This is a genomic window from Streptomyces sp. NPDC001816 (assembly GCF_042892235.1).
Taxonomy (GTDB): domain Bacteria; phylum Actinomycetota; class Actinomycetes; order Streptomycetales; family Streptomycetaceae; genus Streptomyces.
In genome coordinates this window covers 927154-951242 of the sequence record NZ_JBIATY010000003.1, presented here as the reverse complement: position 1 = coordinate 951242, position 24089 = coordinate 927154, and the positions used below count along the sequence as shown (strand labels likewise).

The window sequence follows — 24089 nt, the reverse complement described above, 5'->3', positions numbered from 1 at the left end:
GTGCTGTAGCTGGGCGGCGGTGGGTCCGCTCACCGGCGCTGGCCGGGTGCCGCTGCGCCCACCCGTGCCGCCCCTAGCGGCACGAATGCCCGCAGCTACGCAGGTTGTACGGCGGCCGCTGCTGGGTGGGCGCCGCCCCGGCGGCACGACTGCCCGCAGCTGAGCAGCTACGCAGCTGCTCAGCTACCTCAGCACACTCGCCGCGATGCGGATGGCGTTCTTGACCTTTGGGCGGGCCATCTTCTTCACCATCGGGCGGATGACGCGAGCCGTGACTCCCACCGGGTGCCAGCGGATCTGGAGGCGGCCGGGGTTGCGGCCCTCCGGTTCGATGGTGACGTTGTGCGGGGTGGCGCCGGAGCGGTAGTCGATGCGGGCACTGACGGCGGGGAAGTCCAGGGGGGCCAGGAGGAGGCCCGAGTGGGCCAGGCCCTGTTGTTCGAGGCGGAGCAGCGGGTGGCGTACTCCGGCGAAACCCTGCACAGGGAGCTGTGCCGTCGACAGGTCCAGGCGGACGCGGCCCTCGAAGATGCCCGGGCGGACCGGGTCCAGGCGGAACGGGACCGTCGTGCGGCGTCGGCCGGGGGCCAGCACCAGACTCGCGCGTTGCGGTCCCACCGGGAGTCGCAGGCCGGGGTCGTAGGTGCGGATCGCGAGAACGAGAGACGCGCCGGGGCCCGGGGTGAGTTCGGTGATCTCGTGGCGGAAGTGGGCGCTGGGGAAGGGGCGGGTGTCCAGCTCCAGGTCGGAGACGTCCAGTTCGCGGCGGGCCCGGTCCGAGGTGGGGACGGTGTCGCCCCAGTACGTGGTGCCGGCGTCGTCGGCGGTGACGTGCCTCGGTGCCACGCCGTTGCCCAGGCCCCGCGCCGCCTGCTGGGCGTCGGACAGGCGGCCGTCGCGCAGGAGTTGGAGGACCACCCGTTCCGGGCGGGGCAGCCGGGCGAAGGCGCCCTCGGCCAGCGTGTCCAGGTACGGGTTCATGATCTCGGCGAAGGACTCCAGCCACTCGGCGTCCCGGTAGGGTAGGTCGCCCGCGTACATCCGGAAGTCGTGCTTGAGGAACTTGTAGTCCTTGTCCTCCCGAAGCACCGCGTGTCCGCTCTCCACCAGGAAGTCGTCGATCAGGCGCTGTACGTGCACTCGGTCGGCGACGTTGGAGATCTTGTGCCGCTGGTTGGAGATGGACGCCGACGCGGCGGCCGCGAACGGCTCGATGTACCAGACGTACACCGGGTCCGGGATGATCGTGAACGCCTTCGCCAGGCAGTACGCCTGCGCCGAGAACAGCTGGTCCTCGTAGTGGATGCCCTCGGGGAAGCGGAGCCGGTGGCGGTCCAGGAACGCGCGGGCGTACATCTTGCTGGTGGACAGGTGCTCGAACAGCAGTCGGGGGTCGGACCCGATGCCCTCCACGGTGCGGTGCTCGGCGACCAGGTGGGGCATCCAGGTCGTACGGCGCCCGTTGTCCACCCGGACCCGGCGGACCGCACCCATCGTGAAGTCCACCTCCCGCTCCCGGTGCGCGGCGAGCAGCAACTCGACCGCGCGCGGCGGGAGTTCGTCGTCGCTGTCGAGGAACATCAGGTACGGCGCCCGGGCGATCTCGACGGCCCGGTTGCGCGGGGCGCTGCAGCCGCCGCTGTTCTCCGGCAGGCGCAGGTAGCGGATGCGGTGGTCCTGGGCCGCCAGCTCCCGGGCCACCGAAGGCGTCTCGTCGGTGGAGTGGTCGTCGCTGATGACGATCTCGATGTTGGCGTGGGTCTGGGCGCGAAGCGATGCGACCGCCCGGGGGAGACGGGCGGCGTCGTTGTAGACGATGACCGTCACCGTGACGTCGGGGGTCGTCATGCCGTGGCCTCCTCGGGGGTCGGGGCGGGGGTGCGTTCGTCGAGCGGGATCACCGGGGGCAGCGCATCCTCGGGTTCGCCGAGGAAGACCCGGCGTACGACCCGTTCGGCGGCGCGCCCGTCGTCGTACTCGCAGAACCGGCGGCGGAACGCGGCCCGCGCCTTCGCCGCGCCCTCGTCGCGCCAGGCGCCCGAGAGGAAGATCTCCGCGAGTTCCTCCTGGGTGCGGGCGACCCGGCCGGGCGCCTCGGCCATCAGGTCGAAGTAGACGCCCCGGGTGGTCCGGTACGTCTCCCAGTCGTCGGCGTAGACGACGATCGGGCGGTCCAGGTTGGCGTAGTCGAACATGATCGACGAGTAGTCCGTGACCAGCGCGTCGGCCGCCAGGCACAGCTCCTCGACGGGGTCGTAGGAGGACACGTCGATGATCCGGCCGGAGCGGCGCAGGCCGGTCAGCGGGGAGGCGGTGCCGCCGTAGAAGTAGTGGGCGCGGACCAGGAGGACCGTGTCCTCGCCGAGGCGGTCGGCGAGCGCGGCGAGGTCGAGGCGCGGGGTGAAGCCGGCCTCGTAGTCGCGGTGGGTGGGGGCGTAGAGGACGGCTGTCCTGCCGGGGGCGATGCCGAGGCGTTCGCGGGCGGCGCGGACGTCGGCGGCCGTGGCGGTGTAGAAGACGTCGTTGCGCGGATAGCCGTAGTCCAGGGAGGTGAAGCGGGCCGGGTAGGCGCGCTCCCACATGCGGGTGGAGTGGCTGTTGGCGCTGACGCTGTAGTCCCACTTGTCGATACGGGCCAGCAGTGCGGCGAAGTCCAGGCCCTTGGCGGCGGCCGGGTGTTCCATCTGGTCCAGGCCCATGCGCTTGAGCGGGGTGCCGTGGTGGGTCTGGAGGTGGATCGCGCCGGGGCGTTTGACCACCGCGTTGGGGAAGTTGACGTTGTTGGTCAGGTACTTGGCGGTGGCCAGGGTCTCCCAGTAACGGCGGGTGCCGGGGATCACGTGGTCCGTGCCGGGCGGCAGCAGGGCCACGTTCTCCTTGTTGACCACCCACACCCTGTGGATGTGCGGGGCGAGTTCGGCGAGCTTGGCGGCGATGGCGGCCGGGTTGCAGGAGACCCCGCGCTCCCAGTAGGCCGCGAACACGGCCAGGTCGGGGTCGATCGGGCGGCTGAGCGCCCTGCGGTACTGCTGGTCGCGGAGTTTCGCGCCCACCTGGCGCTTACGGCTTCGTACGGCCTTCCTGGCGGCGCGGCGGGTGCGGTTGGCGGCCTGGAAGGCGCGGTACTTGGTGTAGGCGCCCTCTTCCAGCAGGGCGTGCCGGACGCCCTCGATGCCGGCCGGGCGCTGGTGGCCCTCGGGGCGCCAGCGGACCGCCGCCAGGGAGGCCCGGCGGAAGAACTCGCGGGCCACCGCGTCGGGCAGGTTCTCGCCGGCGAAGGTGCGCACCAGGTCGCGGACCATCAGGTCGTACAGGACCGTGCGGGCGGCGCGGCGGTCCCGGGCGAGCGGGAGCAGGGACTCGTAGCGGTCGATGAGCGCGAAGCGGTCCTCGGGGGTGAGGGGCGGCAGGCTCTCGGGGCGCAGCACGCGGTTCTCGTACGCCGCCTGGTTCAGACAGGCGACGCGGCCGGCGTGCAGCAGGGCCGCGTGGGCGGCGTACGGCTCGTCGTCGGTGGTGAGCTGCTCCTCGTGCGCTCGCCAGAACGCGGTGCGCAGGGCGCGGGTGCCGAGCAGCGGGGTGAGGCGCAGCAGGTCGGCCGCGTCGTCCAGGGCGAGGTCGGCGCGGCCGGCGCCGGCGAGGAGGCGGCCGTCGCGGGAGGGGGCGGCGGCGGTCTGCCAGGTGGTGCTGACGTGGTCGAGGAGGAGGACGTCCACCGCATCGTCCAGCTCGGCGGTCCGCTCGGCGATCAGCCGGGGCGCGCCGGCCGGCAGGCCGTCCTTCGCGTGCACGAAGTGCAGCCAGCGGCCGGACGCCCGCGCCGCGCCCGCCGTCCGGGCCGCCGCGTCACCGGTGCCTTCAGGCAGGGGCACCACGACCGTCTCGGGAGCGTGGCCCTCGGCCGTCTCCCGCGCCCAGTCGCCGACCGCGGCGACGATCACCTCGGCGTCCGGGAGCGGGCGGGCTTCCAGCGAGTCGAGCAGTTCGGTCAGATGCCCCTGGGCGTTCGGCCCGTAGACGATGACGCTGAGTTGGGGCATCGCAGGGGACTCCTTCGGCTCGTCGTCTCAGGGGCACCTTTCATAACATACTGTCACTAGAGGGATGAAAGGGATAACCACGCCTGAGGTAAGAACAAGGCTCACGAAGGAAGAGGGACCTTGGGGGCCTCGGGTTTCGGTGCCGCCTTCTTCGGTGCCGGCTTCTTCGCCTTGTCGCTCTTGTCGCCGGTGAAGGCCTCGTACTCCTTCATGACGTCCTCGGTCGGGCCGTCCATGCGCAGCTCGCCGCGCTCCAGCCACAGGACCCGCTCGCAGGTGTCGCGGATCGACTTGTTGTTGTGGCTGACCAGGAAGACCGTTCCCGCATGCCGGCGCAGCTCGCGGATCCGCTGCTCGGAGCGCTTCTGGAAGGAGCGGTCGCCGGTCGCGAGGGCCTCGTCGATCAGCAGGACGTCGTGGTCCTTGGCGGCGGCGATGGAGAAGCGCAGGCGGGCGGCCATGCCGGAGGAGTACGTCCGCATGGGCAGCGTGATGAAGTCGCCCTTCTCGTTGATCCCGGAGAACTCGACGATGTCCTCGTAGCGCTCCTTGACCTGCTCACGGGACATGCCCATGGCGAGACCGCCGAGGTGGACGTTGCGTTCGCCGGTGAGGTCGTTCATCAGGGCCGCGTTGACGCCCAGCAGGGAGGGCTGGCCGTTGGTGTAGATATGGCCGTTCTCCACCGGGAGAAGCCCGGCGACGGCCTTGAGCAGCGTGGACTTGCCGGAGCCGTTCGTGCCGATCAGTCCGATCGCCTCGCCCTTGTAGGCGACGAACGACACCTTCTTCACCGCGTGCACCCGGCGTACGCCGGCCGCCTTCTCGGCCTGCTTGCGGCGCAGGATGCGGTTGAGGGCGGCGGTGGCGGTGCCGCGGCCCGCGCCGGTGCCGTTGACCCGGTAGACGATGTCGACGCGGTCGGCGACGACGGTGGGGATGTTCTCTGCGGTCTGCTCAGCCACGGCCGTACGTCTCCTCAGCCTTCCAGAAGTAGATGAAGCCTCCGCCGCCGGCGAGCAGGGCCCAGAACAGGGCGATGGCCCACACGTGCGGGGGCAGCTGGTGCGCGTGGAAGCTGTCGATCAGCGCGTACCGCATCAGGTCGATGTAGACGGCGGCCGGGTTCGTCTCCAGCAGGACCGTGACGATGTGCGGCAGGTGGTCCTTCTTGGTGAGCTTGTCGATGCTCCACATCACGCCGGACACGTACATCCAGGTGCGCAGCACGAACGGCATCAGCTGGGCGATGTCCGGGGTCTTGGCGCCCGCCCGGGCCATGATCATCGACATGCCCGCGTTGAACGTGAACTGCAGCACCAGCACGGGGATCGCGAGCACCCAGGAGACGGCGACGGGGATGCCGAAGCAGAGCAGGATGACGATCAGCGCGGCCATCGAGAACAGCAGTTGCTGGAGCTGCTGGAGCGCGAAGGAGATCGGCAGGGCGGCGCGCGGGAAGTGCAGGGCGCGGACCAGGCCGAGGTTGCCGGCGATCGCGCGGGTGCCCGCCATGATCGAGCTCTGTGTGAACGTCCAGATGAACACGCCCGTGACCAGGAACGGCACGTAGTCGGGCACGTTGTGCTTGGTGCCGAGCAGCACGCCGAAGATGAAGTAGTAGACCGCCGCGTTCAGCAGCGGGGTCATGACCTGCCAGACCTGGCCGAGCTTCGCCTGGCTGTACTGGGCGGTGAGCTTGGCGGTGGCGAAGGCGGTGATGAAGTGGCGCCGGTCCCACAGCTGGCGCACGTACTCCGGCAGGGTGGGGCGGGCACCGCTGACCGAGAGGCCGTGCCGGGCTGCCAGCGCCGAGAGGTCGTCGTCGGCCGGGACCTGGGTGGGGGGCGGTGTGTGGAGGACCTGGCTCACATCCGCTGCTTTCGCTCGGGGGAGGGGGGTGCGTCCGGCTGCCGCCGGGCCTGAGTGGTCCTCGTCCGCCATCCGCCGTTTCCTTACGCTTCTCTTCACGTTCTCTTACGTCGGGACGGGACCGTATCGTCGCAACGTGAGCCTAGAACCATCGACCGTCGGAACGCAACCGTTTCGTCGTAACGCCCTATGCTGGTTCGCATGACGACGAACGCCGACGAGGCCCCGAAGCGCGTGCGCCGCCGGACACCCGCCGGGGCTGCCGTGCTCCGGGAGGACGTGACCGAGGCCATCCGCGCGGCGGTCTTCGAGGAACTCGCGGCGGTCGGATACGCCCGGATGTCCATCGAGGGCATCGCGCGGCGGGCCGGCGTCGGCAAGACGGCGGTGTACCGCCGCTGGCGCTCCAAGCTGCACCTGGTGCTGGACGTGGTGTCGGCGATGGCGGTACTGGGCCTGCCGGTCCCCGACACGGGCTCCCTGGAGGGCGACCTGCGACTTCTGTACGAAGTGACGTCCCGCGCCCTGCGCCACCCCGTCGCCTCGCAGATCATCCCCGACCTCCAGGCGGAGGCGGCCCGCAACCCCGAGATCGCGGAAGCCATGCAGAAGGCGCTGCGGGACGGCCAGGACGGGGTCGCCAGCAAGATCGTGGCGGCGGCGGAGGCCCGAGGAGAACTCCGGACCGGGCTCGACCCCGACCTCGCCCTGGACCTGATCTCCGGCCCCCTGTACTGGCGCTCGGTGGTGATCCGCTCCCCGAGACTGCCGAAGGGCTATCTGGAGAACCTGGCGCGGGCTACGGCGGGGGCGCTCAGGGCGCTGTGACCTCAAACGACCGCAGGCTGCCGGCTATGCCAACCGCTGGGCCAGGTCAGCCAGTTCCCGTGCCCGCAGTACCCGGTCACCGAACCCCGGCAGCGGTACGTGCAGCAGCTCCGTCCAGCGTTTCGGCACCGCGTCGATTCCGTACACCGCTCCCGCCAGGGCCCCGGTGACCGCCGCCACCGTGTCCGTGTCGCCGCCTAGATCGATGGCCGTGCGGACCGCCTCCTCGTAGGTGGTCGTGGTGCGCAGGGCCCAGACCGCTGAGCCGAGGCAGGGCCAGACCGCGCCGTTGAACTCCGTGGCCTGGTCGGGGTGCCAGTCGGGGGAGAGGACGGTCGCGTATCGGGCTCGGTGGTCGGGGTGGAGCGCCGCCAGGGTGTCCGGTACGGCGGTGAGCGGATCCTCTCCGGTCAGGGCGACGCGGATCAGCTCGTGCAGGACGGCCGTGCCCTCCCAGGCGGCCCGATCGCCGTGGGTGAGGGCGGAGAGGCGGCGGGCGGCTTCCATGATGGCCTCGCGGCCGTAGCGGGCGAAGTGGATCGCCGAAGGGGCCGCCCGCATCAACGATCCGTTTCCGGCAGCCCGTTGGCTGACCTGGAAGTGCAGGGCCGCGGCCGTGTCCCAGGGATCGCCGCTCGTCAGCACCGCCTCCGTCTGGAGGCCGATGTCCTTCGGGTCGGCGGCCGCCCAGCGCTGGAAGCGCCGGAACACGTCCGGGAGGTCCAGGCCCCCGCGCTCCAGCAGCGATTCGGCGGTCAGCACGGCCATCTGCGTGTCGTCGGTCGCCTCGCCGGGGTCCCAGCCGCCGCCCCCGCACAGCTCGCCGCCGTGTCCGGGGTGCGGGAAACGGGCCGAGAAGGCGCCTTCGGGGCCGAACTCGAAGGGCGCTCCGAGGGCGTCGCCCACGGCGGAGCCGAGCAGGGCGCCGAGGGCGCGTTCGGTGCGTTCGGTGCGCGAGGGGGCGGTCACCCCCGGAGCCTATGACCGCGCCGCCTCCGGGTGCAGTCGTACCCAGCCCTCCCAGGCCGAGGTGATCATGTCCTGGACGTCGTACTTGGCCTGCCAGCCGAGTTCGGTGGCGATGCGGTCGGCGGAGGCGACCACGCGGGCGGGGTCGCCGGGGCGGCGTGGGGTGACGATCGGGGGGCGGTCGTAGCCGGTGGCCGCGTTGATGTGGTCGATCATCTCGCGGACCGAAACACCCTCCCCGCGGCCGATGTTGAGGGTCAGGTCGCGGCCGGGGGTGGAGCGCAGGGCGCGGGCGACCGTCACATGGGCCTCGGCCAGGTCGACCACGTGGATGTAGTCGCGGACGCAGGTGCCGTCGGGGGTCGGGTAGTCGTCGCCGAAGATGCGCGGCGCCGCGCCCTCGGTGAGCTTCTCGAAGACCATGGGGACGAGGTTGAAGACGCCCGTGTCCGCCAGGGCAGGGGTGGCAGCGCCGGCCACGTTGAAGTAGCGCAGGGACGCGGTCGCCAGGCCGGTCGCCCGGCCCGTCGCGCGGACCAGCCACTCGCCGGCCAGCTTGGTCTCGCCGTAGGGGGAGAGGGGCAGGCAGGGTGTCTCCTCCGTGACCAGGTCCACGTCCGGCATGCCGTAGACGGCGGCCGAGGAGGAGAAGACGAAGGACGGGACGTCCGCCTGTGTCACGGCCTCCAGCAGGACGCGCAGGCCCTCCACGTTCTCCCGGTAGTAGAGCAGCGGGAGGCCCACGGACTCGCCCACCTGCTTCTTCGCCGCCAGATGGACGACCCCGGTCACCTCGTAGTCGGCGAGGGTGCGCGCCAGCTTCTCGCCGTCCAGGATCGAGCCCCGCACCAGCGGGACCTCGTCCGGCACGCGCCCGGCGACGCCGCTCGACAGGTCGTCGTAGACCACGGTCCGCTCGCCCGCCTCGGCCATCGCGCGTACGACGTGCGCCCCGATGTATCCGGCGCCGCCGGTGATCAGCCAGGTCATGTACGGCCTCCCCTCGTCAGCCGGCCTGTGGTGACGTGGCCGGTGGCTGTCGGTCGTGTGGGTCCCCAGTGAGGTCCCGTGGGTCCCAGTGAGGTCCGGTCCCGTGATTCTCGGTGAAGTCCTGTGGGTCTCAGTGAAGCAGGCGGCGGAGTCGTCCGCGGGCCACCTTCATGACACCCCGTATGCCGGTCGCCACGCGCAGTGCCAGTGCGCCGGAGTGGGTGGCGTACGGCTGGACCAGCAGCACGGCGTGCCGGGCGCTCGGGACGGCGTGCCGGCGCAGTCGGCCGGCGCCCGCGAGGGCGTGCGCCGTCATGCTCCGGGACGCCCCGTCCGCGAAGCGCACGGTCAGGCGCAGGTCCCAGGTGCCCGCGCCGAGCCCGGCCAGGTCGACCGGCACCTCGGCCGACCAGCCGTCCGTGCCGGAGGGGCCGGAAGGGTCGGAGAGGCCGGAGGGGTCGGAGGGTGTGAATGTGGTCCTCGTGCGCTGGGCCGTGTGCCCGTCCTCCCTCGACTGCCACTCCACCTCCACCTCCTGCGGCCCGGCCTCGGCCGTCCGTCCGTACAGCTCGTGCAGCCGCAGGCGCAGCCGGGTGCCACGAGCGCGCGGGCGCAGTTCCGCGTCCACGCTGAGGGGCAGGAGGCGGGTGGGGCGGGTGAGGAGGGGGGTGAGGGCGACCTGGGGGAGGTCGGCGGACCAGACGGGCGTGCCGTCGGGCGTGCGGGCGTAGGGCGGGAGCAACCGGGCCGGGCGCGCGGCCAACTCCTTGAGCCGGGGCAGGTCGCACGGCTCAGCGGACTCCAGGACGACCCGCGCCAGCAGCCGGCCGGGCGCCGACGGGTTCACCTCCCAGTCGGCGGCGTCGTAGCGCGCGAGGTACTCCCGGGTGTGTGCCCACCACGCGCGCTGGTAGTGCGCGTCGCGCAACCCCAGTTCGCGTGCGTACATACGCAGTTCGTGGTCGAGGAACTTCGACCGTGCCGCCCGCGCCAGCTCCTTCTGCCCGGCGCTCAGCAGAATGTCGTACGCCATCGCGCACGCCTCCGTACGCGCCTTCCAGTTGTCGATCCGCCCCCGGTCCAGGGAGAGCGACAACTGCTCGGCCGACCGGCGCACGTGCCACACGTACACGCGGTCCGGTACGAGCACGATGCGCGGCGCGGCGGCGAGCACGTGCGCGGTGAACACGAAGTCCTCGTAGAGGAAGCGCCCCTCGGGGAAGCGGATGCCGTGCTCGCGCAGGAAGGCGGTCCGGTACAGCTTGTTGACGCACAGCGTGTCGTGGACGAGGCGGGGGCGCTGGGAGGGGCGCGCGAGCACGGTGTGCGCCGTGTAGAGGCGCGCCTGCCAGGGCTGTTCCCGCCCCGAGGGCAGCTCCCGGCGCACGCACAGCCCGCTCGCGACCTCGGCACGCGCCTCTGCGGCGGCCGCCAGCAGCGCGTCCACCGCGCCGGGCGGCAGCACGTCGTCGCTGTCCAGGAACATCACGTACGGCATCGTCACCGCGTCGATCCCAGTGTTCCGCGGGCTGCCGCAGCCGCCGCTGTTGGTCTCCCGGCGTACCACCCGCAGTCTGGGCTCACCGGCGGCCAGGCGGGCCAGCAGTTCGCCGCTGCCGTCCGTCGAGCAGTCGTCCACGGCGACGACCTCACCGACGGCGGCGCCCTGGTCGAGCGCCGAGCGGACGGCGTCGACCACATGGTCGGCGTCGTTGTAGCCGATGACGACGACACCGACCTGAGGCGTAGGGCGCGGGTCTCGCGGATCTGGATGCATGGGGTCCACGGGCCGGGAGCGTAGAAATACTCGGTAATAGCCCGTTAAGAGACGCTTAGGGCTCGGTGTGGAAGACGGTCGGAATCCGGTCGGGGTTGGGTCGCGGGCGCGGGTTTTCCGGACGGCGGCCGCGCGGAGCGCCACAGCCGGACGAAGGACACCACCGCGGCGACGGCAAGCAGCCCGTTGCGGGCCAGAATCAGCAGGCAACCGGTCCAGCTGCCCGCGACCACGTCGCGGTAGAACATCGGGAACACCACGGAGCTGAGCGCGCTCGCCGCGAGGATCAGCACGGCCACCGGGCGCTGGCTGGTGTGCCGCGAGGTCAGACACACGGCGGCGAGACCGATCAGCCAGATCATGTACTGGGGGCTGATGACCCGGCTGGTGACGGTGAACAGCAGCACCGCGGCGAGCGCGGCGTCGTACGGCGTGGCCGGGCTCCAGTGCCGCGCCCGCACCCTCCACAGCACCAGCAGCCCGAAGGCGGCCGCGGTGAGCACGAGGGAGGCGGCGGCGACGGCGGGCACGTGCGGGCCGACCATCTCGATCGCGCCGTACTGGTAGCGGGCCCGGCCGGACCAGCCGGCGTGCCGCGCCAGGTTGAGCGCCGTACCGCCGAACGACTCGATCTGCACACCCCGGCCGCCCTGCTCCCGCAGGAAGGCCAGCGGATTGTTGAACGAAAGGGCGAGGAGCGCGAGGCAGGCGCCACCGGCGGCCACCGCCCACCCCCACGTCCGCCGCGTCATCGGCCCCCGGGGCGTGCCCAGCAGCACCAGGCCCGGCCACACCTTCACCAGCGCGCCCAGTGCGGCGAAAACACCGCCCGCGCGGGGGGAGCGTCCGAGCGTCAGCAGGGAGATGACGGCGAGCGCGGTCACCTGTACGTCGTACCGGGCGAGCGGCAGGTGCAGCAGCAGCGGCAGACCGCAGGTCCACAGGGTCGCGCCGAACAGGCTCCGCCCGGGACGGGTGCCCGCGTGGACCAGGGCCGCCGCGATCAGCGCGTCGGCGGCCAGCGTCAGCACCACGAACGCCTGAAAGTACGTCAACCACGGGAGCAGGCCCGGCGCCAGCAGCACCGCGCCGGCGCCGGGCGGGTACTGCCAGGTGCTGTCGTGCGCCGGGAACGCGCCGTGCGACAGGACGCCGTACCAGTGGAAGTACAGCCGCCACACCTCGCGCGGCACCGAACCCCCGCCCAGCAGGGGCGAGCTGTCGTGCGTGAGCAGCCACGACATCAGGGCACGGGTGGCGAGCCATACGGCGGTGAGGGCGAGGACCGGGCCGGGGGTGACACGGAGACGGTTCATCACGTGGGAGCCTAATCTGCGCGGATGGTGTATCCATGCCGATACGCCGTCAATGACCGGCAAAGGTTGGCTAATCGCAAAAGATCGGGCCATGGTGAACGTCGGGCCTCTTGTGAAACCGCAGTCGCGCAGGGCGGCTGCAGCAGCTGTCGTACGGGCTGATGCTCCGGATGTACCGGGTGCACTGGATGCACCTGGTGCAACGACTCACGCGGCGAGAAGTGCGCGTAACGCGCTCGCCGTGTGTGTGTCCGTGTCCCTGCCCGCGCTGGTCATGCTCGGGCTCGGGCTCTGGGGGCTGGACCGCGGGGGGATGTGGCGGGACGAGGCCGTCACCTTCCAGGTCGCGCGCCGCACGGTGCCGCAGATCTGGCGGCTGCTGCACGGGGTGGACGCGGTGCACGGCCTGTACTACCTGCTCATGCATCCCGTCCTCGGCGTCCGTCCCGGCGAGGTCGTCCTCAGGCTGCCGTCCGTGTGCGCGGCGGCGCTGACCGCGGGTCTGGTGGCCGGGCTCGGCGCGCGGCTGGTGCGGCCGCGTGTCGGGCTGTGGGCCGGGCTGCTGTACGCGATCACGCCGATGGCCGGTCACTACGCACAGGAGGGCCGCTCGTACGCCCTGGTCGCGGCCGGTGCCACCGGGGCGACGCTGCTGTTCGTCCGGGCCGTGCAGGGGGGTTCCTGGCGGGCGTACGGCGTCGTGCTCGGCCTCACCTGCTGGCTGCACGAGTTCGCCGTCCTGCTGCTGCTCGCCCACGCGGCGTCGCTGGCGCTGGCCCGGGTGGGGGCGCGGGAGTGGCGGGGCTGGGGGTGTGCGGCGGGTGCGGTGGGGGTCGCGCTGGTGCCGATGGCGCTGGTGTCGCGGGCTCAGTCGGCGCAGGTGGCGTGGTTGCGGGAGCCGACGTGGGAGACGGCGGGAGGGCTGCTGCGGACGTTTCTTGGGCCGACGGACGGGGTGTACTGGGCGTGTCTGGGGTTGGCCCTGGTGGGGCTCGTGGGGTTGGTGGGGCGGCGCGGGGAGGTGACCTGTGCGGGGGTCGCTCTGCCGTTGGCTGTGCTGCCGCCGGCCGTGTTGATGCTGGTGTCGCAGGTTTCGCCGCTGTACGTCGACCGGTACGTGCTGTACGCCCTGTCGGGGGCGCCGTTGCTGGTGGCGGCGGGGGCTGAGCGGGTGGCCGGGGTTGTCGGGCGCCTGCGGAACGGGTGTCCACACGACGACGGTGAGTCGAAAAGGCTCCCTCAGCAGCCGCCCCTCTCGAAGACCGGCCTCCTCCCCGGCTCCGGCCTCCTCCCCCTGACCGGCGTTCTCCTGATCGCCCTGGCCCTGTCCCACCAACTCCCCCTCCTCAGGGACGACCGCGACCCGGGCCGCCGCCCCGACGACCTGGCCGTCGTGGCGCGTGTTGCCGGGCGGGAAGTGGGGGATGGGGATTCCGTGCTCTTCCTGCCGGCGCAGACGCGGAACGCGGCTCTCGCCTATCCGGGGGCGTTCCGAGGCGTGCGGGACGTGGCGTTGGCGGAGTCGGGCGCCGGGTCGGGGAGTCTGTACGGGCGGGAGGTCGGGGCGGAGAGTCTGCTGCGGCGGGTGGCCGGGCTCGATCGGGTGTGGGTCGTCGCCGACCGGGATCTGCTCGCGGGGCGCTGGAAGCCGCGCAGTCCCGTCGAGCGGGCGAAACTCGCCGTGCTGGCGGAGCAGTTCGTGCCCGGCGGGGAATCGGTGCAGGGCGATGTGACCGTGCGGCTCTACGTCCGCCGGTCGGTCGTCAGCGGGAGCTCTCGGCCTCTTCCAGTGCCGCCGCGTCCAGCGCGGTGGTGAGCTGGTCGAGGCGTTCGCGCAGCTCGCCGATCTCCGCCAGGTCGAAGCCTGTCGCCGCCATGATGCGGCGCGGCACCTGAAGGGCTTGCTCGCGCAGCGCCACGCCCTCCTCGGTCAGCCGCACCTGCACCGACCGCTCGTCCTGCGCGCTGCGCTCGCGCCGGACGAGGCCGGCCCCCTCCAGCCGCTTGACCAGCGGGGACAGCGTGCCGGAGTCCAGTCGCAGATGCTCGCCGAGCTTCTTGACCGGCAGGTCGCCCTGCTCCCACAGCACCAGCATCACCAGGTACTGCGGGTAGGTGAGCCCGAGGTCCTTGAGGATCACGCGGTAGACGCTGTTGAAGGCGCGCGACGCCGCGTGCAGCGAGAAGCAGATCTGGCTGTCCAGGCGGAGCCAGTCCGCCTCGGGGGCGGGGGTCTGGGTGGCGGTCATGCCTCCAGAGTAGCTCTTGCGAGCCATTTGGTTGTGCGCAATTCAGTTGTGTGCTCTACTTGTGGTTGTGAGGGCGGCCGGACAGGAGCCGCCGGATCACATGACTTCGAGAGGGATGGTCTTCCATGGACGCGCTCTACACCGCTGTCGCCACCGCCACCCACGGTCGCGAGGGCCGTGCCGTCTCCTCCGACGGCAAGATCGACCTCGCCCTGGCCATGCCGGTGGAGCTGGGCGGCAACGGCCAGGGCACCAACCCGGAGCAGCTCTTCGCCGCCGGTTACGCCGCCTGCTTCGGCAGCGCGCTCGGCCTCGTCGGCCGCCAGGCGAAGGTGGACGTCAGCGACGCCGCCGTCACCGCCGAGGTCGGCATCGGCAAGCAGGGCGAGGGCTTCGGCCTGAAGGTGACGCTGCGCATCGAGCTGCCCGCGACCGTGGACGAGGCGACCGGCCGCAAGCTGGTCGAGACCGCCCACCAGGTGTGCCCCTACTCCAACGCCACCCGCGGCAACATCGAGGTCGACCTCGTCATCGAGTAGGACCCGGGGTCAACCCGGCACCACCTGAGGTGACCTGCCTGTCCTCACGTCGAGGCCAGCAGGTCACCTCCGACGTTCTGGCCCGGGATCCGCACGGGAGCGCCCTCGGGCATCGGCTCGCCCAGCAGCAGCGTCCGTACGACCCGTTCGGCGGCCCGGCCGTCGTCGAACTCGCAGAACCGCTCCCGGAAGTCCGCCCGCAGCCGCGCCGCCTCCTCGTCCCGCCAGGACCCGGAGGCGAACAGCCAGGCCAGCTCCCGGTAGGAGTGGGACACATGACCCGGCGCCTCGGCGGTGATGTCGAGATAGGCGCCCCGGCTCGCGGTGTACGCGGCCCAGTCGTCGGCGTGGACGACGATCGGCCGGTCCAGGTTGGCGTAGTCGAACATCAGGGCCGAGTAGTCGGTGACCAGCACGTCGGAGGCGAGCATCACCTCCTCGACGTGCGGCTCGTCCGTCGCGTCGACCAGGACCCCGCGCCGGGCCAGCTCGGTCAGGCCCATCCCGCGCGCGGGACCGGTCGCCAGCGTCGGGTGCAGCCGGACCACGAGGGTGCAGTCCTTGCCCAGGTCGGCCGCGAACCGGGCCAGGTCGATCCGGTCCACGTGGCCGCCCCGCCGGTAGTCCCGGCGCGTCGGCGCGTACAGCACCACCTGGTGGTCCTCGGGGATGCCGTGCCGCAGCCGGAACGCGGCGCCGGCCTCCCCGGCTCCGTCCGCCGCGCCGACCAGCACGTCGTTGCGCGGGCTGCCGGTGCGCACCGAGGTGAAGTGGCAGGGGTAGGCACGCTCCCACACCAGCTCGGAGTGGCGGTTGGCGACCAGGCTGTAGTCCCAGCGGTCGGCCCGGCGCAGCATCTGCGGCACGTCGAACCCGAGCCGGGCCCCGGGCTTGTCCAGCAGGTCCGCGCCCATGTACTTCAGCGGGGTGCCCTGGTGGGTGTGGAGGTGCACGCTGCCGGGCCGCTTGGCCAGTGAGCCGGGCCAGTTGACGTCGTTGACGAAGAACTTCGCCCGTGCGGTGACCTCCAGATAGCGCCGGGAGCCCACGAGCACGTGCTCCACGTCGGGCGGCAGCTGCGCGGCGGCCTCCTCGTCGCGGACCACCCACACCCCGCGCAGCTGCGGGGCGATCTCCCGCGCCTTCAGGTACACGGCGGCCGGATCGCCCAGCACACCCCGGTGCGAGGACGCCGAGTACACCACCAGGTGCGGGTCAAGCGGGCGGTGCGCGTGCAGCCCGGCCCAGCCGCGGCGGGCCTGCCGCGCGCCCGCCCGGCGCAGCTGCTCCGTCCACCGCCCGGCCTCGCGCCCCGCCCGCGCGGCCTGCCGCCTCAGCCGGTACGCCGGATAGCCGCCCTCCAGCAGGGCGACCTCACCGTCCACCAGGGCGCCCTCGGGCCGGTGGCGGCGGAACATCTCGGCCGTCCGCCGGAAGAACTCGGCCTTGTCCGCGGGCGGCAGCCGGTCCGGCTTGGCGAGGATGTCCAGACAGTGCTCGCCCATCTTGCGGTGCAGGTACGGCCGCCAGCCCGCCAGTTCCTCGTGCGCGTCCACGAAGGCGAAGACCCGCTCGTACTGGTCGTGGATGTCGAAGTGCTTGCGGCTGGTGGTGGACAGGATGTTGCCCTGCCGGCGCTGCCGGTAGTTCAGACAGATCCGGTCCAGGGCGGCGATCCGCCGGGCACTGAGCATGACCGGGAAGGTCCAGGGGGTGTCCTCGTAGTACCCGGGCGGGAACGCGAAGCCGTGCTCCTCGACGAAGTCGCGCCGGTAGACCTTGTTCCACACCACCATCAGCAGGTCCAGGATCTCCGGCCGGTCGGTGACCGTGAAGGTGTCCGGGCCGGCGTCGGCGAGCACCTGCGCGAGCACGTTGCGCCGGGTACCGCCCCACCAGTAGGTGCGCGCGTAGTCGAAGACCAGCACATCCGGGTCGCCGGAGTCCGCCAGCCGGTCGGCGAGGGCGCGCAGCGCGCCCGGCGTGAGGGTGTCGTCGCTGTCCAGGAAGAACAGGTAGTCGCCGGTGGCGTGCGGCATACCCGCGTTGCGGGCCCGGCCGAGGCCGACGTTCTCCGGCAGGTGCAGCACCTTCACGCGCGGGTCGCGGTCGGCGTACTCGTCCAGGATCGCGCCGCAGCCGTCGGGAGAGCAGTCGTCCACGGCGATCAGTTCGAGGTCGCTGAAGGACTGCAGCAGCACCGAGTCCAGGCACTCGCGCAGGAAGCCCTGCACCTTGAAACAGGGGACGATGACACTGAAGCGGGGCACGGCGGGTCAGCTCCTCACGAGGGTCGCGGCGGCGGGGGCGGGGATGCGCTCCGCGAGCGGGATCACCGGCGGGATCGCCTCCGGTGGCTCGCCGAGCAGCACCCGCCGTACGACGCGTTCGGCGGCCAGCCCGTCGTCGAACTGGCAGAACCGCCCACGGAACGCGGCCCGTTGCGCCTTCGCCTCCGGGCCCGCGTAGGAGCCGTCGCGGAAGACACGGGCCAGCTCCTCGACGGTGCGGGCGACCGGGCCCGGCGGCTCGGTCAGCAGGTCGAGGTAGACGCCCCGCGTCTCCTGGTAGACCTCCCAGTCGTCGGCGTACACGACGATCGGCCGGTCCAGGTTGGCGTAGTCGAACATGATCGAGGAGTAGTCGGTGACCAGCGCGTCGGCCGCCAGGCACACGTCCTCCGAGGAGCGGTGCGCGGAGACATCGATGATCCGGCCGGTCCGCCCGGAGCTGCGGGTGCGGCCCCCGTCGTAGAAGTAGTGGGCGCGCAGCAGCACGACCACGTCCTCGCCGGCCGCCTCGCAGAACGCCTCCAGGTCCAGGCCGGTCTCGAAACCGGTGTGGTGGTCGCGGTGGGTCGGCGCGTACAGCACGGCCGTGCTGCCCTCGGGCACGCCCAGCTCGCGCCGGACCCGGGCGACGTCGTCGGCGGTCGCCGTGTAGTAGACGTCGTTGCGCGGATAGCCGTACTCCAGGTGCTCGTACGAACCGGGGAAGGCGCGCTCCCACATCTGGGTGGAGTGGCGGTTCGACGAGAGGTTGAAGTCCCAGCGGTCCACCCGGCCCAGCAGCCTGGTGAAGCTGCCGGACTGCGCGGCCACCACCGGGTACGTCGACTGGTCCACGCCCATCGTCTTCAGCGGGGTGCCGTGCTGGGTCTGCAGATGGACGCTGCCCGGCCGTTTGACGACGCCCTCGGCGAAGTTGGCGTTGTTCACCAGGTACTTGGCGCGGGCCAGCACCTCCCAGTAGCGGCGGGATCCGATCACCGCGTACTCGACGTCCTTCGGCATCGTATGCGCCTGGTCGGCCTCGACCAGGAACACCGAGCGGATGTGCGGGGCGAGTTCACGGGCCTTGAGGTGGATCGCGGCCGGGTTGCAGGCGTAGCCGCGGCCCCAGTAGGCGCAGTACACGGCCAGGTCGGGGTCGAGGGGGCGGCGCAGGTCGCGGGCGTAGCGCAGCCGGGTGCGCAGCATGGGCGGGCGCGGCACGGTCTCGGCCGCCCTGGCCGTCGCCTGGTTGGCGCCGCGCAGCGCGCGGAACGCGGTGTACGCGCCGGCCGCCAGCAGCCGGTGCTGCACGCCGAGGCTGCCGCCCGGGGCGTGGTATCCGGCGGGCCGGTACCGCCGGTAGAGCCGGCCGGCCCGGCGGAAGAACGCCCGGTGTCCGGACGGCAGCCGCTGCGGCCGGGACGCCGTCTTCAGCACGTGCCCGAAGAGCTGCTCGAACAGTGCGTGGGTCCGCTCGGCGGACAGCCCGCTGTCGGCCGCCCGGGTCAGCACCAGCTCCACCTGGTCCAGCAGGGCGTGCTGGTGCGGTCCGGGCAGGTTGAGCCTGCTGCCCTGCCGGCGCAGCCGGTGCCGTACGACGACCCGGCGCAGCACCGCGATCCGCCCGGCGGCGATCGTGGTCAGCCCGCCCCAGCCGAGGTCGGTGAAGTGGCTCTCGGGAAAGGCGAGTCGGTGCTCGGCGAGGAAGGTGCGGCGGTAGGCGGCGCTCCACGCCGGCAGCTGCACGCCCGTCAGCTCGGGGAACACGTCCGGAGCGAAGGCTCCCTTCGGCGCCCCGGCCAGCAGCGGGGCCGCCGGGTTGCTCGGCTCGCCCTCCCACCAAGGGGTCCGCTCGTGCTCGACATGGAGCACGTCGACACCGCCGGTCTCGGTCAGCCGCGCGTCCAGCGCCGCCAGCGCGCCCGGCAGCAGCAGGTCGTCACCGTCGAGGAACAGCACGTACGCGCCGGTCGCCGCCCGCACCCCGGCGTTGCGGGCCCCGCTCAGACCGGCGGCCGGCGGCGAGTTGACCGGTGTCACCCGGGAGTCCCGCTCGGCGTATGCGGCGGCCACCGCGGCGGCCGGGGCGTCGGGAGCGTCGCAGACCGGGATCAGCTCCAGGTCGCCGAAGGACTGGCCTAGGACCGAGTCCAGCGCCTGGGACAGCCGACCAGCGACCCCGTGGGACGGGACGATGATGCTGAAGCGGGGCATTCTGTACTTTCTGTTGTCTTGCGGAAGCGGCTGGGCCGTCCGGCCGGACGCCAGGTGGACGGCCGGGCCGGAGTGGGCCGTGTCGTGCCGAGGGGCATGGGAACTCCCGGTAGGACCAACGCTGTTCAGCGGCTCTCGGTGACGGGGAGGGGGCCGGAAGGATGCGGCACGGTGGCTGGACCCTGTCGCCGATCCCCCGCCTGCCTCGCGGCGTCCGGCACGCACATCTGCGGCGTTGTCGTCGGTCGCCGACTCCCCCACTCTCGACTTCGCTCGAGCGGGGGGACACCCATCGCGTCGACTCCCTCCTCCGCCTTGCAGCTGCACGCACCAGACGCCGCGAGGCCCGCCCTACGGGCGGACGACGGGGGATCGGCGACAGGGTCCTGCGGGGAGCGGTCCAGCGCCGCCGCGGCCGAGGGCACGGGCTTGCGCTCGGCGAGCGGCACGAACGCCGGCCGCCCCGCCGACTCGCCCAGCACGACATGCCGTACGACGCGCGCGGCGGCGCGCCCGTCGTCGTACGGGCAGAACCGCTCCCGGAACGCCGCCCGCAGCTGCGTCGAGCGCGAGCCGCGCCAGTGGCCGGTGGCGAAGATGTCGATCAGCTCGTCCTCGCTGCGGGCCACCGCGCCCGGCGGGAAGTCGCGCAGGTCGAAGTACGTGCCCCGGGCCGCGTCGTACGCGTCCCAGTCCTCGGTGTGGACGACGATCGGCCGGTCCAGGTTGGCGTAGTCGAACATCAGCGACGAGTAGTCGGTGATCAGCGCGTCCGAGGCGAGGCAGAGGGACGCGATGTCCGGGTGGTCGCCGACGTCGACGACCCGGGCGGCGCCCTCGGCGAGCGGGCCGGGGTGCCAGTAGTGGGCGCGGGCCAGGATCACGAAGCGCGGGCCCAGCTGGCGCACGATCCGGTCCAGGTCGAGGGCGGGGCGCCGGGTGCGGTGGTAGTCGCGGTGCGTGGGGGCGTACAGCAGCGCGACCGTGCCCTTGGGGATGCCGAGCGACTCGCGGATCCGGGCCACGTCGGCCGCCGTCGCCCGCTGGAACACGTCGTTGCGCGGATAGCCGTACTCCAGCGTGGTGTAGCTGCCGGGGTAGACGCGCTCCCAGGTCAGGGTGGTGTGGCGGTTCGCGGACAGCACGTAGTCCCACTTGTCGACGCCCTGCAGAAGCTCCTCGAAGTCCATGTCGCCGGCGGCCGCCGGGCGTTCCTGGAGGTCGAGGCCCATGTGCTTGAGGGGGGTGCCGTGCTGGGTCTGGACGAAGACCTGGCCGGGGCGCTTTCGCAGCCGGCGGTCGAAGTTGACGTTGTTGACCAGGTACTTGGAGCGGGCCAGCGCCGTCCAGTAGGCGAAGCTGCCCGGGCGCAGCCGGAGCGGGCCCGGCGGGACGGTGTGCTGGTGCTCGGGGCGGGCGATCCAGGCGGTGCGGATGTGCGGGACGTGGGTGCGGAACGCCTTCTCCAGGGCGCCCGGATTGCAGCCGTGGCCCCGGTTCCAGTAGGCGGCGAAGACGGCCCGGTCGGCGCGCAGCGGGAGGCGCAGCTGGACGCGGTAGTGCAGCTGGAGGACGGCCGCGCGGACGGCCCGGGCGAGCTTGACGGTGGCCTTGAGCGCGCGGCGGCGGGCGGACATCGCCACTTGGAGCGTGCGGTAGGTGCGGTGCAGGCCGAAGCGGACGAGGCCGTGACGCAGCCGGGTGCGCAGCGGGACGGAGGCGCCCCGGGCATGATAACGGCGGTAGTGGGCGCGGGCCCTGCGCAGGAACTCGCCCCGGGTGCCGCGCGGGAGCCGGTCCCGCTTGGTGAACACGGTGGAGAAGTGGTCGACCATGCGGCGGAACAACACCGCTCGCCACCGGTCGAGTTCGGGCCGCTCGTCGATGAACGCGAACACCCGGTCGTACTGCACGAAGATGTCGAAGTGCTTGCGGCTGGTGGTGCGCAGGATGCTGCCCTGCCGCCGCTGCCGGTAGTGCACGCACACCCGGTCCAGGGTGGCGATCGACTCCGCCGCCATCAGGACCGGGAAGGTCCAGGGCGTGTCCTCGTAGTAGCCGGTAGGGAACCGGAAGTCCTGCTTCGCGACGAACTCCCGCCGGTACGCCTTGTTCCAGGCGACCATCAGCACCCGCAGCAGCCCCGGGCGGTCCTCGAGACGGAAGGGTGCCGGGCCCTGCTGGGTGAGGTGGGCGGCGACCTTGTTGCGCTCCACCGTGCCGTTCCAGTAGGTGCGCGCGTAGTCGAAGACCAGGACGTCCGGCTCGCCGGTCTCCTTGATCCGGTCGGCGATCGAGCGCAGCGCGCCCGGGGTGAGCATGTCGTCGCTGTCCAGGAAGACCAGATAGTCGCCCGTCGCCCGGGCCATACCGGCGTTGCGGGCGCGGCCCAGGCCCTGGTTCTCGGCCAGGTGTACGGCTTTCACGCGCGCGTCGCGGGCGGCGTACTCGTCGATGAGGGCACCGCAGGCATCGGGCGAGCAGTCGTCCACGGCGATCAGTTCGAGGTCGGGATACGACTGCGAGAGCACCGAGTCCAGGCACTCCGAGAGGTACGCCTGGACCTTGTACGCGGGGACAATGACACTGAACCTGGGCAAGGGACATCCATGGGTCGGTCGGCGCGGGCGTTCTGCCCGGGAACGGCCGATGGAGTCATTCGGTTACGGTTCGTACGGCATATGGGGGACGCCGGGTGAACGGAGAGGGGCGGGCCTCTGAAGACCCGCCCCTCGAAACGTGGCCCTTCTGCTGCTACTTGACCGCGCCCGCCATGACCCCGGACACGAACTGCCGCTGGAACGCGAAGAACACGACCAGCGGGATCACCATCGAGATGAACGCGCCCGGCGCCAGCACGTCGATGTTGTTGCCGAACTGCCGTACCTGCGTCTGCAGGGCGACCGTGATCGGCTGCGAACTCGACTTGGTGAACACCAGCGCGACCAGCATGTCGTTCCACACCCACAGGAACTGGAAGATGCCGAGGCTCGCGATCGCGGGCCCGCCGAGCGGCATCACCACCCGTGCGAACAGTCGCAGTTCACCGGCGCCGTCGAGGCGGGCCGCCTCCAGCAGCTCCCGCGGGATCTCCGCGAAGAAGTTCCGCAGCAGGAACACCGCGAACGGCAGGCCGAAGCCCACGTGGAACAGGATCACCCCGAAGATGGTCCCGAACAGACCGATGTTGCCGAACAGTTCGGCGATCGGGATCAGCGCCACCTGCACCGGCACCACCAACAGGCTGACCACACCGAGGAACCACCAGTCCCGGCCCGGGAACTCCATCCACGCGAACGCGTAGCCCGCGAGCGAGCCGATCACCACGACCAGGATCGTCGCCGGGACCGTGATCAGCACGGTGTTCACCAGGGAGCCGGTGATGTCGCCGTTCTCCAGCAGCTTCTGGTAGCTCTCGAAGGTCAGCTGGGACGGCTGGGTGAACACCTTCCACCAGCCGCTCGCGCTCATGTCCTCCGGTGTGCGCAGGGAGGAGATGAGCAGACCGATGGTCGGCACCAGCCAGAACAGGCCGACGAGGATGAGGAACACACGGACCAGTCCGCCGCTGAGCCGCTCGGCGATCCTCGAACCGAGCGACTGCCGGGCCTTCACGATCATGTCGGCGGGTGCCACCTTTCCGCTGCTTCCGGCAGCGGTGCTTCCGGGAGCGGTCGTCATCGCCGCACCTCCCGCCTGAGCCGACGGATGTTGAACAGCATCACCGGGATCACCAGGAGCAGCAGGAACACCGCGATCGCGCTCGCGATGCCCGGCTGGCCCTCCGCGAAGCCCTTGCGGTACAGCTCCAGGGCCAGCACGTTCGCGTCGTCCTGGGAGGAGCCCGGCGCGATGATGTAGACGAGGTCGAACACCTTGAGCACGTTGATCATCAGCGTGACGGTGACGACCGCCAGGACCGGAGCGAGCAGCGGCACGGTGACCCGGCGGAACACCTGCCACTCGTTGGCACCGTCCACGCGCGCGGCCTCCAGCAGCTCCCGGGGCACGCCCGCGAGCCCGGCCGCGATCAGCACCATCGCGAAGCCCGCCCACATCCACACGTACGACCCGATGATGGCCGGGGTGACCAGCGACGGGCCGAGCCAGTCGACGCCGTTGTACGGCTCCCTGAAGTTGTTCGCGGGAAGCCTCAGCCGGGCTCCGTCGGCCTGCGCGGGCAGCGTGAAGGTGCCGTCGCCGGCCGCCTCGGCGGACGCCACCACCTTGCCGTCCTTCACCGCCTCGATCCGCATCCCGGCGTAGCCCAGCTCGGACGGGTCGGGCACGCCCAGCTTCCCGACGCCCTTGCCGCGGGTGAAGTCCTGCCAGGTGGTGCCGGTGATCTTCCCCGGCTCCGGCTTCGCCGCCACGGCCTTCTTCGCGCCGTCGGGCAGCTGGTCGGGGGCGACGCCGACCAGCGGGAGCGTGACCGTCTGCCCGGTGTGTACCGGGGCCGAGGTGATGAAGCCGCCCTGGTCCGGTTCGAGCGGCGACTCACGGCCCGGGTGTGCCTTCGGGAACGCCGACGACTGGGCGAAGGTGTCGTGCACGCCCACCCAGACCGCGTTGGCGACACCCTTGTCCGGGTCCTGGTCGTACACCAGCCGGAAGATGATCCCGGCCGCCAGCATCGAGATCGCCATCGGCATGAAGACGACCAGCTTGAACGCCGTGCCCCAGCGCACCCGTTCGGTCAGCACCGCGAAGACCAGACCGAGGGCCGTGGAGACGGTCGGCGCGAACACCACCCAGATGATGTTGTTCTTCAGGGCGGTGCGGATGCCGTCGTCGGTGAACAGCGCCTTGTAGTTGTCGATGCCGGCGAAGCCGTCGCCCGAGGCGTTGTAGAAGCTGCGGACGAGCGAGTACCCGATCGGGTAGACCACGAGCGCGCCCAGCAGCACCAGGGCGGGCAGCAGGAACAGGGCTGCCACCGCCTTGCGGGTGCCGGTCACGCTCCTGCGGCGCTTCGGTGCGGCGGGGCCCGGTGGGGTCCCGGCCGCCGCTGCCGACGCCATC

Annotated in this window: 17 protein-coding genes; 3 read left to right on the top strand and 14 right to left on the bottom strand. The window is 71.7% G+C overall.

Going from position 1 to position 24089, the window contains the following annotated elements:
* Positions 1 to 183: 183 nt before the first annotated feature.
* The 4 genes from ACFYZZ_RS15420 to ACFYZZ_RS15405 form a co-directional block, all read right to left on the bottom strand.
* On the bottom strand, positions 184 to 1848 hold the full coding sequence (locus tag ACFYZZ_RS15420; RefSeq protein ID WP_389175669.1) for a glycosyltransferase family 2 protein: 1665 nt from the start codon (positions 1846 to 1848) through the stop codon (positions 184 to 186).
* On the bottom strand, positions 1845 to 4040 hold the full coding sequence (locus ACFYZZ_RS15415; protein ID WP_389175667.1) for a CDP-glycerol glycerophosphotransferase family protein: 2196 nt from the start codon (positions 4038 to 4040) through the stop codon (positions 1845 to 1847). Before ACFYZZ_RS15415 ends, ACFYZZ_RS15420 begins: the two co-directional genes overlap by 4 nt.
* A gap of 101 nt (positions 4041 to 4141) precedes the next feature.
* Positions 4142 to 5005 carry an ABC transporter ATP-binding protein gene (locus tag ACFYZZ_RS15410; RefSeq protein WP_389175665.1) on the bottom strand — a complete coding sequence of 288 codons (864 nt, stop codon included), beginning with the start codon at positions 5003 to 5005 and terminating at the stop codon, positions 4142 to 4144.
* Positions 4998 to 5912: an ABC transporter permease gene (locus ACFYZZ_RS15405; RefSeq protein ID WP_389175663.1), complete on the bottom strand. Its 915-nt coding sequence runs from the start codon at positions 5910 to 5912 to the stop codon at positions 4998 to 5000. The genes ACFYZZ_RS15410 and ACFYZZ_RS15405 overlap by 8 nt, the downstream gene beginning before the upstream one ends.
* 201 nt (positions 5913 to 6113) lie before the next feature.
* On the opposite strand from ACFYZZ_RS15405, the gene ACFYZZ_RS15400 reads away from it, so the two are divergent.
* Positions 6114 to 6740: a TetR/AcrR family transcriptional regulator gene (locus ACFYZZ_RS15400; RefSeq protein ID WP_389175661.1), complete on the top strand. Its 627-nt coding sequence runs from the start codon at positions 6114 to 6116 to the stop codon at positions 6738 to 6740.
* Between the two features lie 24 nt (positions 6741 to 6764).
* Here the strand turns inward: ACFYZZ_RS15400 and ACFYZZ_RS15395 are convergent, their stop codons facing one another.
* The 4 genes from ACFYZZ_RS15395 to ACFYZZ_RS15380 all read right to left on the bottom strand — a co-directional run bounded on the left by ACFYZZ_RS15395 (position 6765) and on the right by ACFYZZ_RS15380 (position 11792).
* Entirely contained in the window at positions 6765 to 7709 is a 945-nt protein-coding gene (locus ACFYZZ_RS15395) for an ADP-ribosylglycohydrolase family protein (RefSeq protein WP_389175660.1), read from the bottom strand.
* A 9-nt stretch (positions 7710 to 7718) separates the two neighbouring features.
* Complete coding sequence (gene galE / locus ACFYZZ_RS15390) at positions 7719 to 8699, bottom strand: UDP-glucose 4-epimerase GalE (protein WP_389175658.1); 981 nt, start codon at positions 8697 to 8699, stop codon at positions 7719 to 7721.
* A 130-nt stretch (positions 8700 to 8829) separates the two neighbouring features.
* Positions 8830 to 10476, bottom strand: a complete 1647-nt coding sequence (locus tag ACFYZZ_RS15385) for a glycosyltransferase (RefSeq protein WP_389175656.1) — start codon at positions 10474 to 10476, stop codon at positions 8830 to 8832.
* Positions 10477 to 10520: 44 nt separating this feature from the next.
* A complete protein-coding gene (locus ACFYZZ_RS15380) occupies positions 10521 to 11792 on the bottom strand; it encodes a glycosyltransferase 87 family protein (RefSeq protein ID WP_389175654.1) in 1272 nt (423 codons plus the stop codon).
* Positions 11793 to 12033: 241 nt separating this feature from the next.
* Between ACFYZZ_RS15380 and ACFYZZ_RS15375 the strand changes: the two genes are divergently transcribed.
* Positions 12034 to 13608, top strand: coding sequence for a glycosyltransferase family 39 protein (locus ACFYZZ_RS15375; RefSeq protein ID WP_389175652.1), 1575 nt, complete (start codon positions 12034 to 12036; stop codon positions 13606 to 13608).
* On the opposite strand, the gene ACFYZZ_RS15370 is transcribed toward ACFYZZ_RS15375, so the two are convergent.
* Positions 13556 to 14041, bottom strand: a complete 486-nt coding sequence (locus ACFYZZ_RS15370) for a MarR family winged helix-turn-helix transcriptional regulator (protein WP_389175650.1) — start codon at positions 14039 to 14041, stop codon at positions 13556 to 13558. The genes ACFYZZ_RS15375 and ACFYZZ_RS15370 overlap by 53 nt on opposite strands.
* Before the next feature lie 125 nt (positions 14042 to 14166).
* Between ACFYZZ_RS15370 and ACFYZZ_RS15365 the strand changes: the two genes are divergently transcribed.
* Complete coding sequence (locus tag ACFYZZ_RS15365; protein WP_389175648.1) at positions 14167 to 14580, top strand: organic hydroperoxide resistance protein; 414 nt, start codon at positions 14167 to 14169, stop codon at positions 14578 to 14580.
* A 44-nt stretch (positions 14581 to 14624) separates the two neighbouring features.
* Here ACFYZZ_RS15365 and ACFYZZ_RS15360 read toward each other — a convergent pair whose 3' ends face one another.
* The 5 genes from ACFYZZ_RS15360 to ACFYZZ_RS15340 form a co-directional block, all read right to left on the bottom strand.
* Positions 14625 to 16850, bottom strand: coding sequence for a CDP-glycerol glycerophosphotransferase family protein (locus tag ACFYZZ_RS15360; RefSeq protein WP_389175647.1), 2226 nt, complete (start codon positions 16848 to 16850; stop codon positions 14625 to 14627).
* Positions 16851 to 16856: 6 nt separating this feature from the next.
* Positions 16857 to 19067: a CDP-glycerol glycerophosphotransferase family protein gene (locus tag ACFYZZ_RS15355; RefSeq protein WP_389175645.1), complete on the bottom strand. Its 2211-nt coding sequence runs from the start codon at positions 19065 to 19067 to the stop codon at positions 16857 to 16859.
* A 125-nt stretch (positions 19068 to 19192) separates the two neighbouring features.
* Positions 19193 to 21667, bottom strand: coding sequence for a CDP-glycerol glycerophosphotransferase family protein (locus ACFYZZ_RS15350; RefSeq protein WP_389175643.1), 2475 nt, complete (start codon positions 21665 to 21667; stop codon positions 19193 to 19195).
* A gap of 154 nt (positions 21668 to 21821) precedes the next feature.
* Complete coding sequence (locus ACFYZZ_RS15345) at positions 21822 to 22748, bottom strand: carbohydrate ABC transporter permease (RefSeq protein ID WP_389175641.1); 927 nt, start codon at positions 22746 to 22748, stop codon at positions 21822 to 21824.
* Positions 22745 to 24088, bottom strand: a complete 1344-nt coding sequence (locus ACFYZZ_RS15340; protein WP_389175639.1) for a carbohydrate ABC transporter permease — start codon at positions 24086 to 24088, stop codon at positions 22745 to 22747. The genes ACFYZZ_RS15345 and ACFYZZ_RS15340 overlap by 4 nt, the downstream gene beginning before the upstream one ends.
* Position 24089 lies beyond the last annotated feature (1 nt).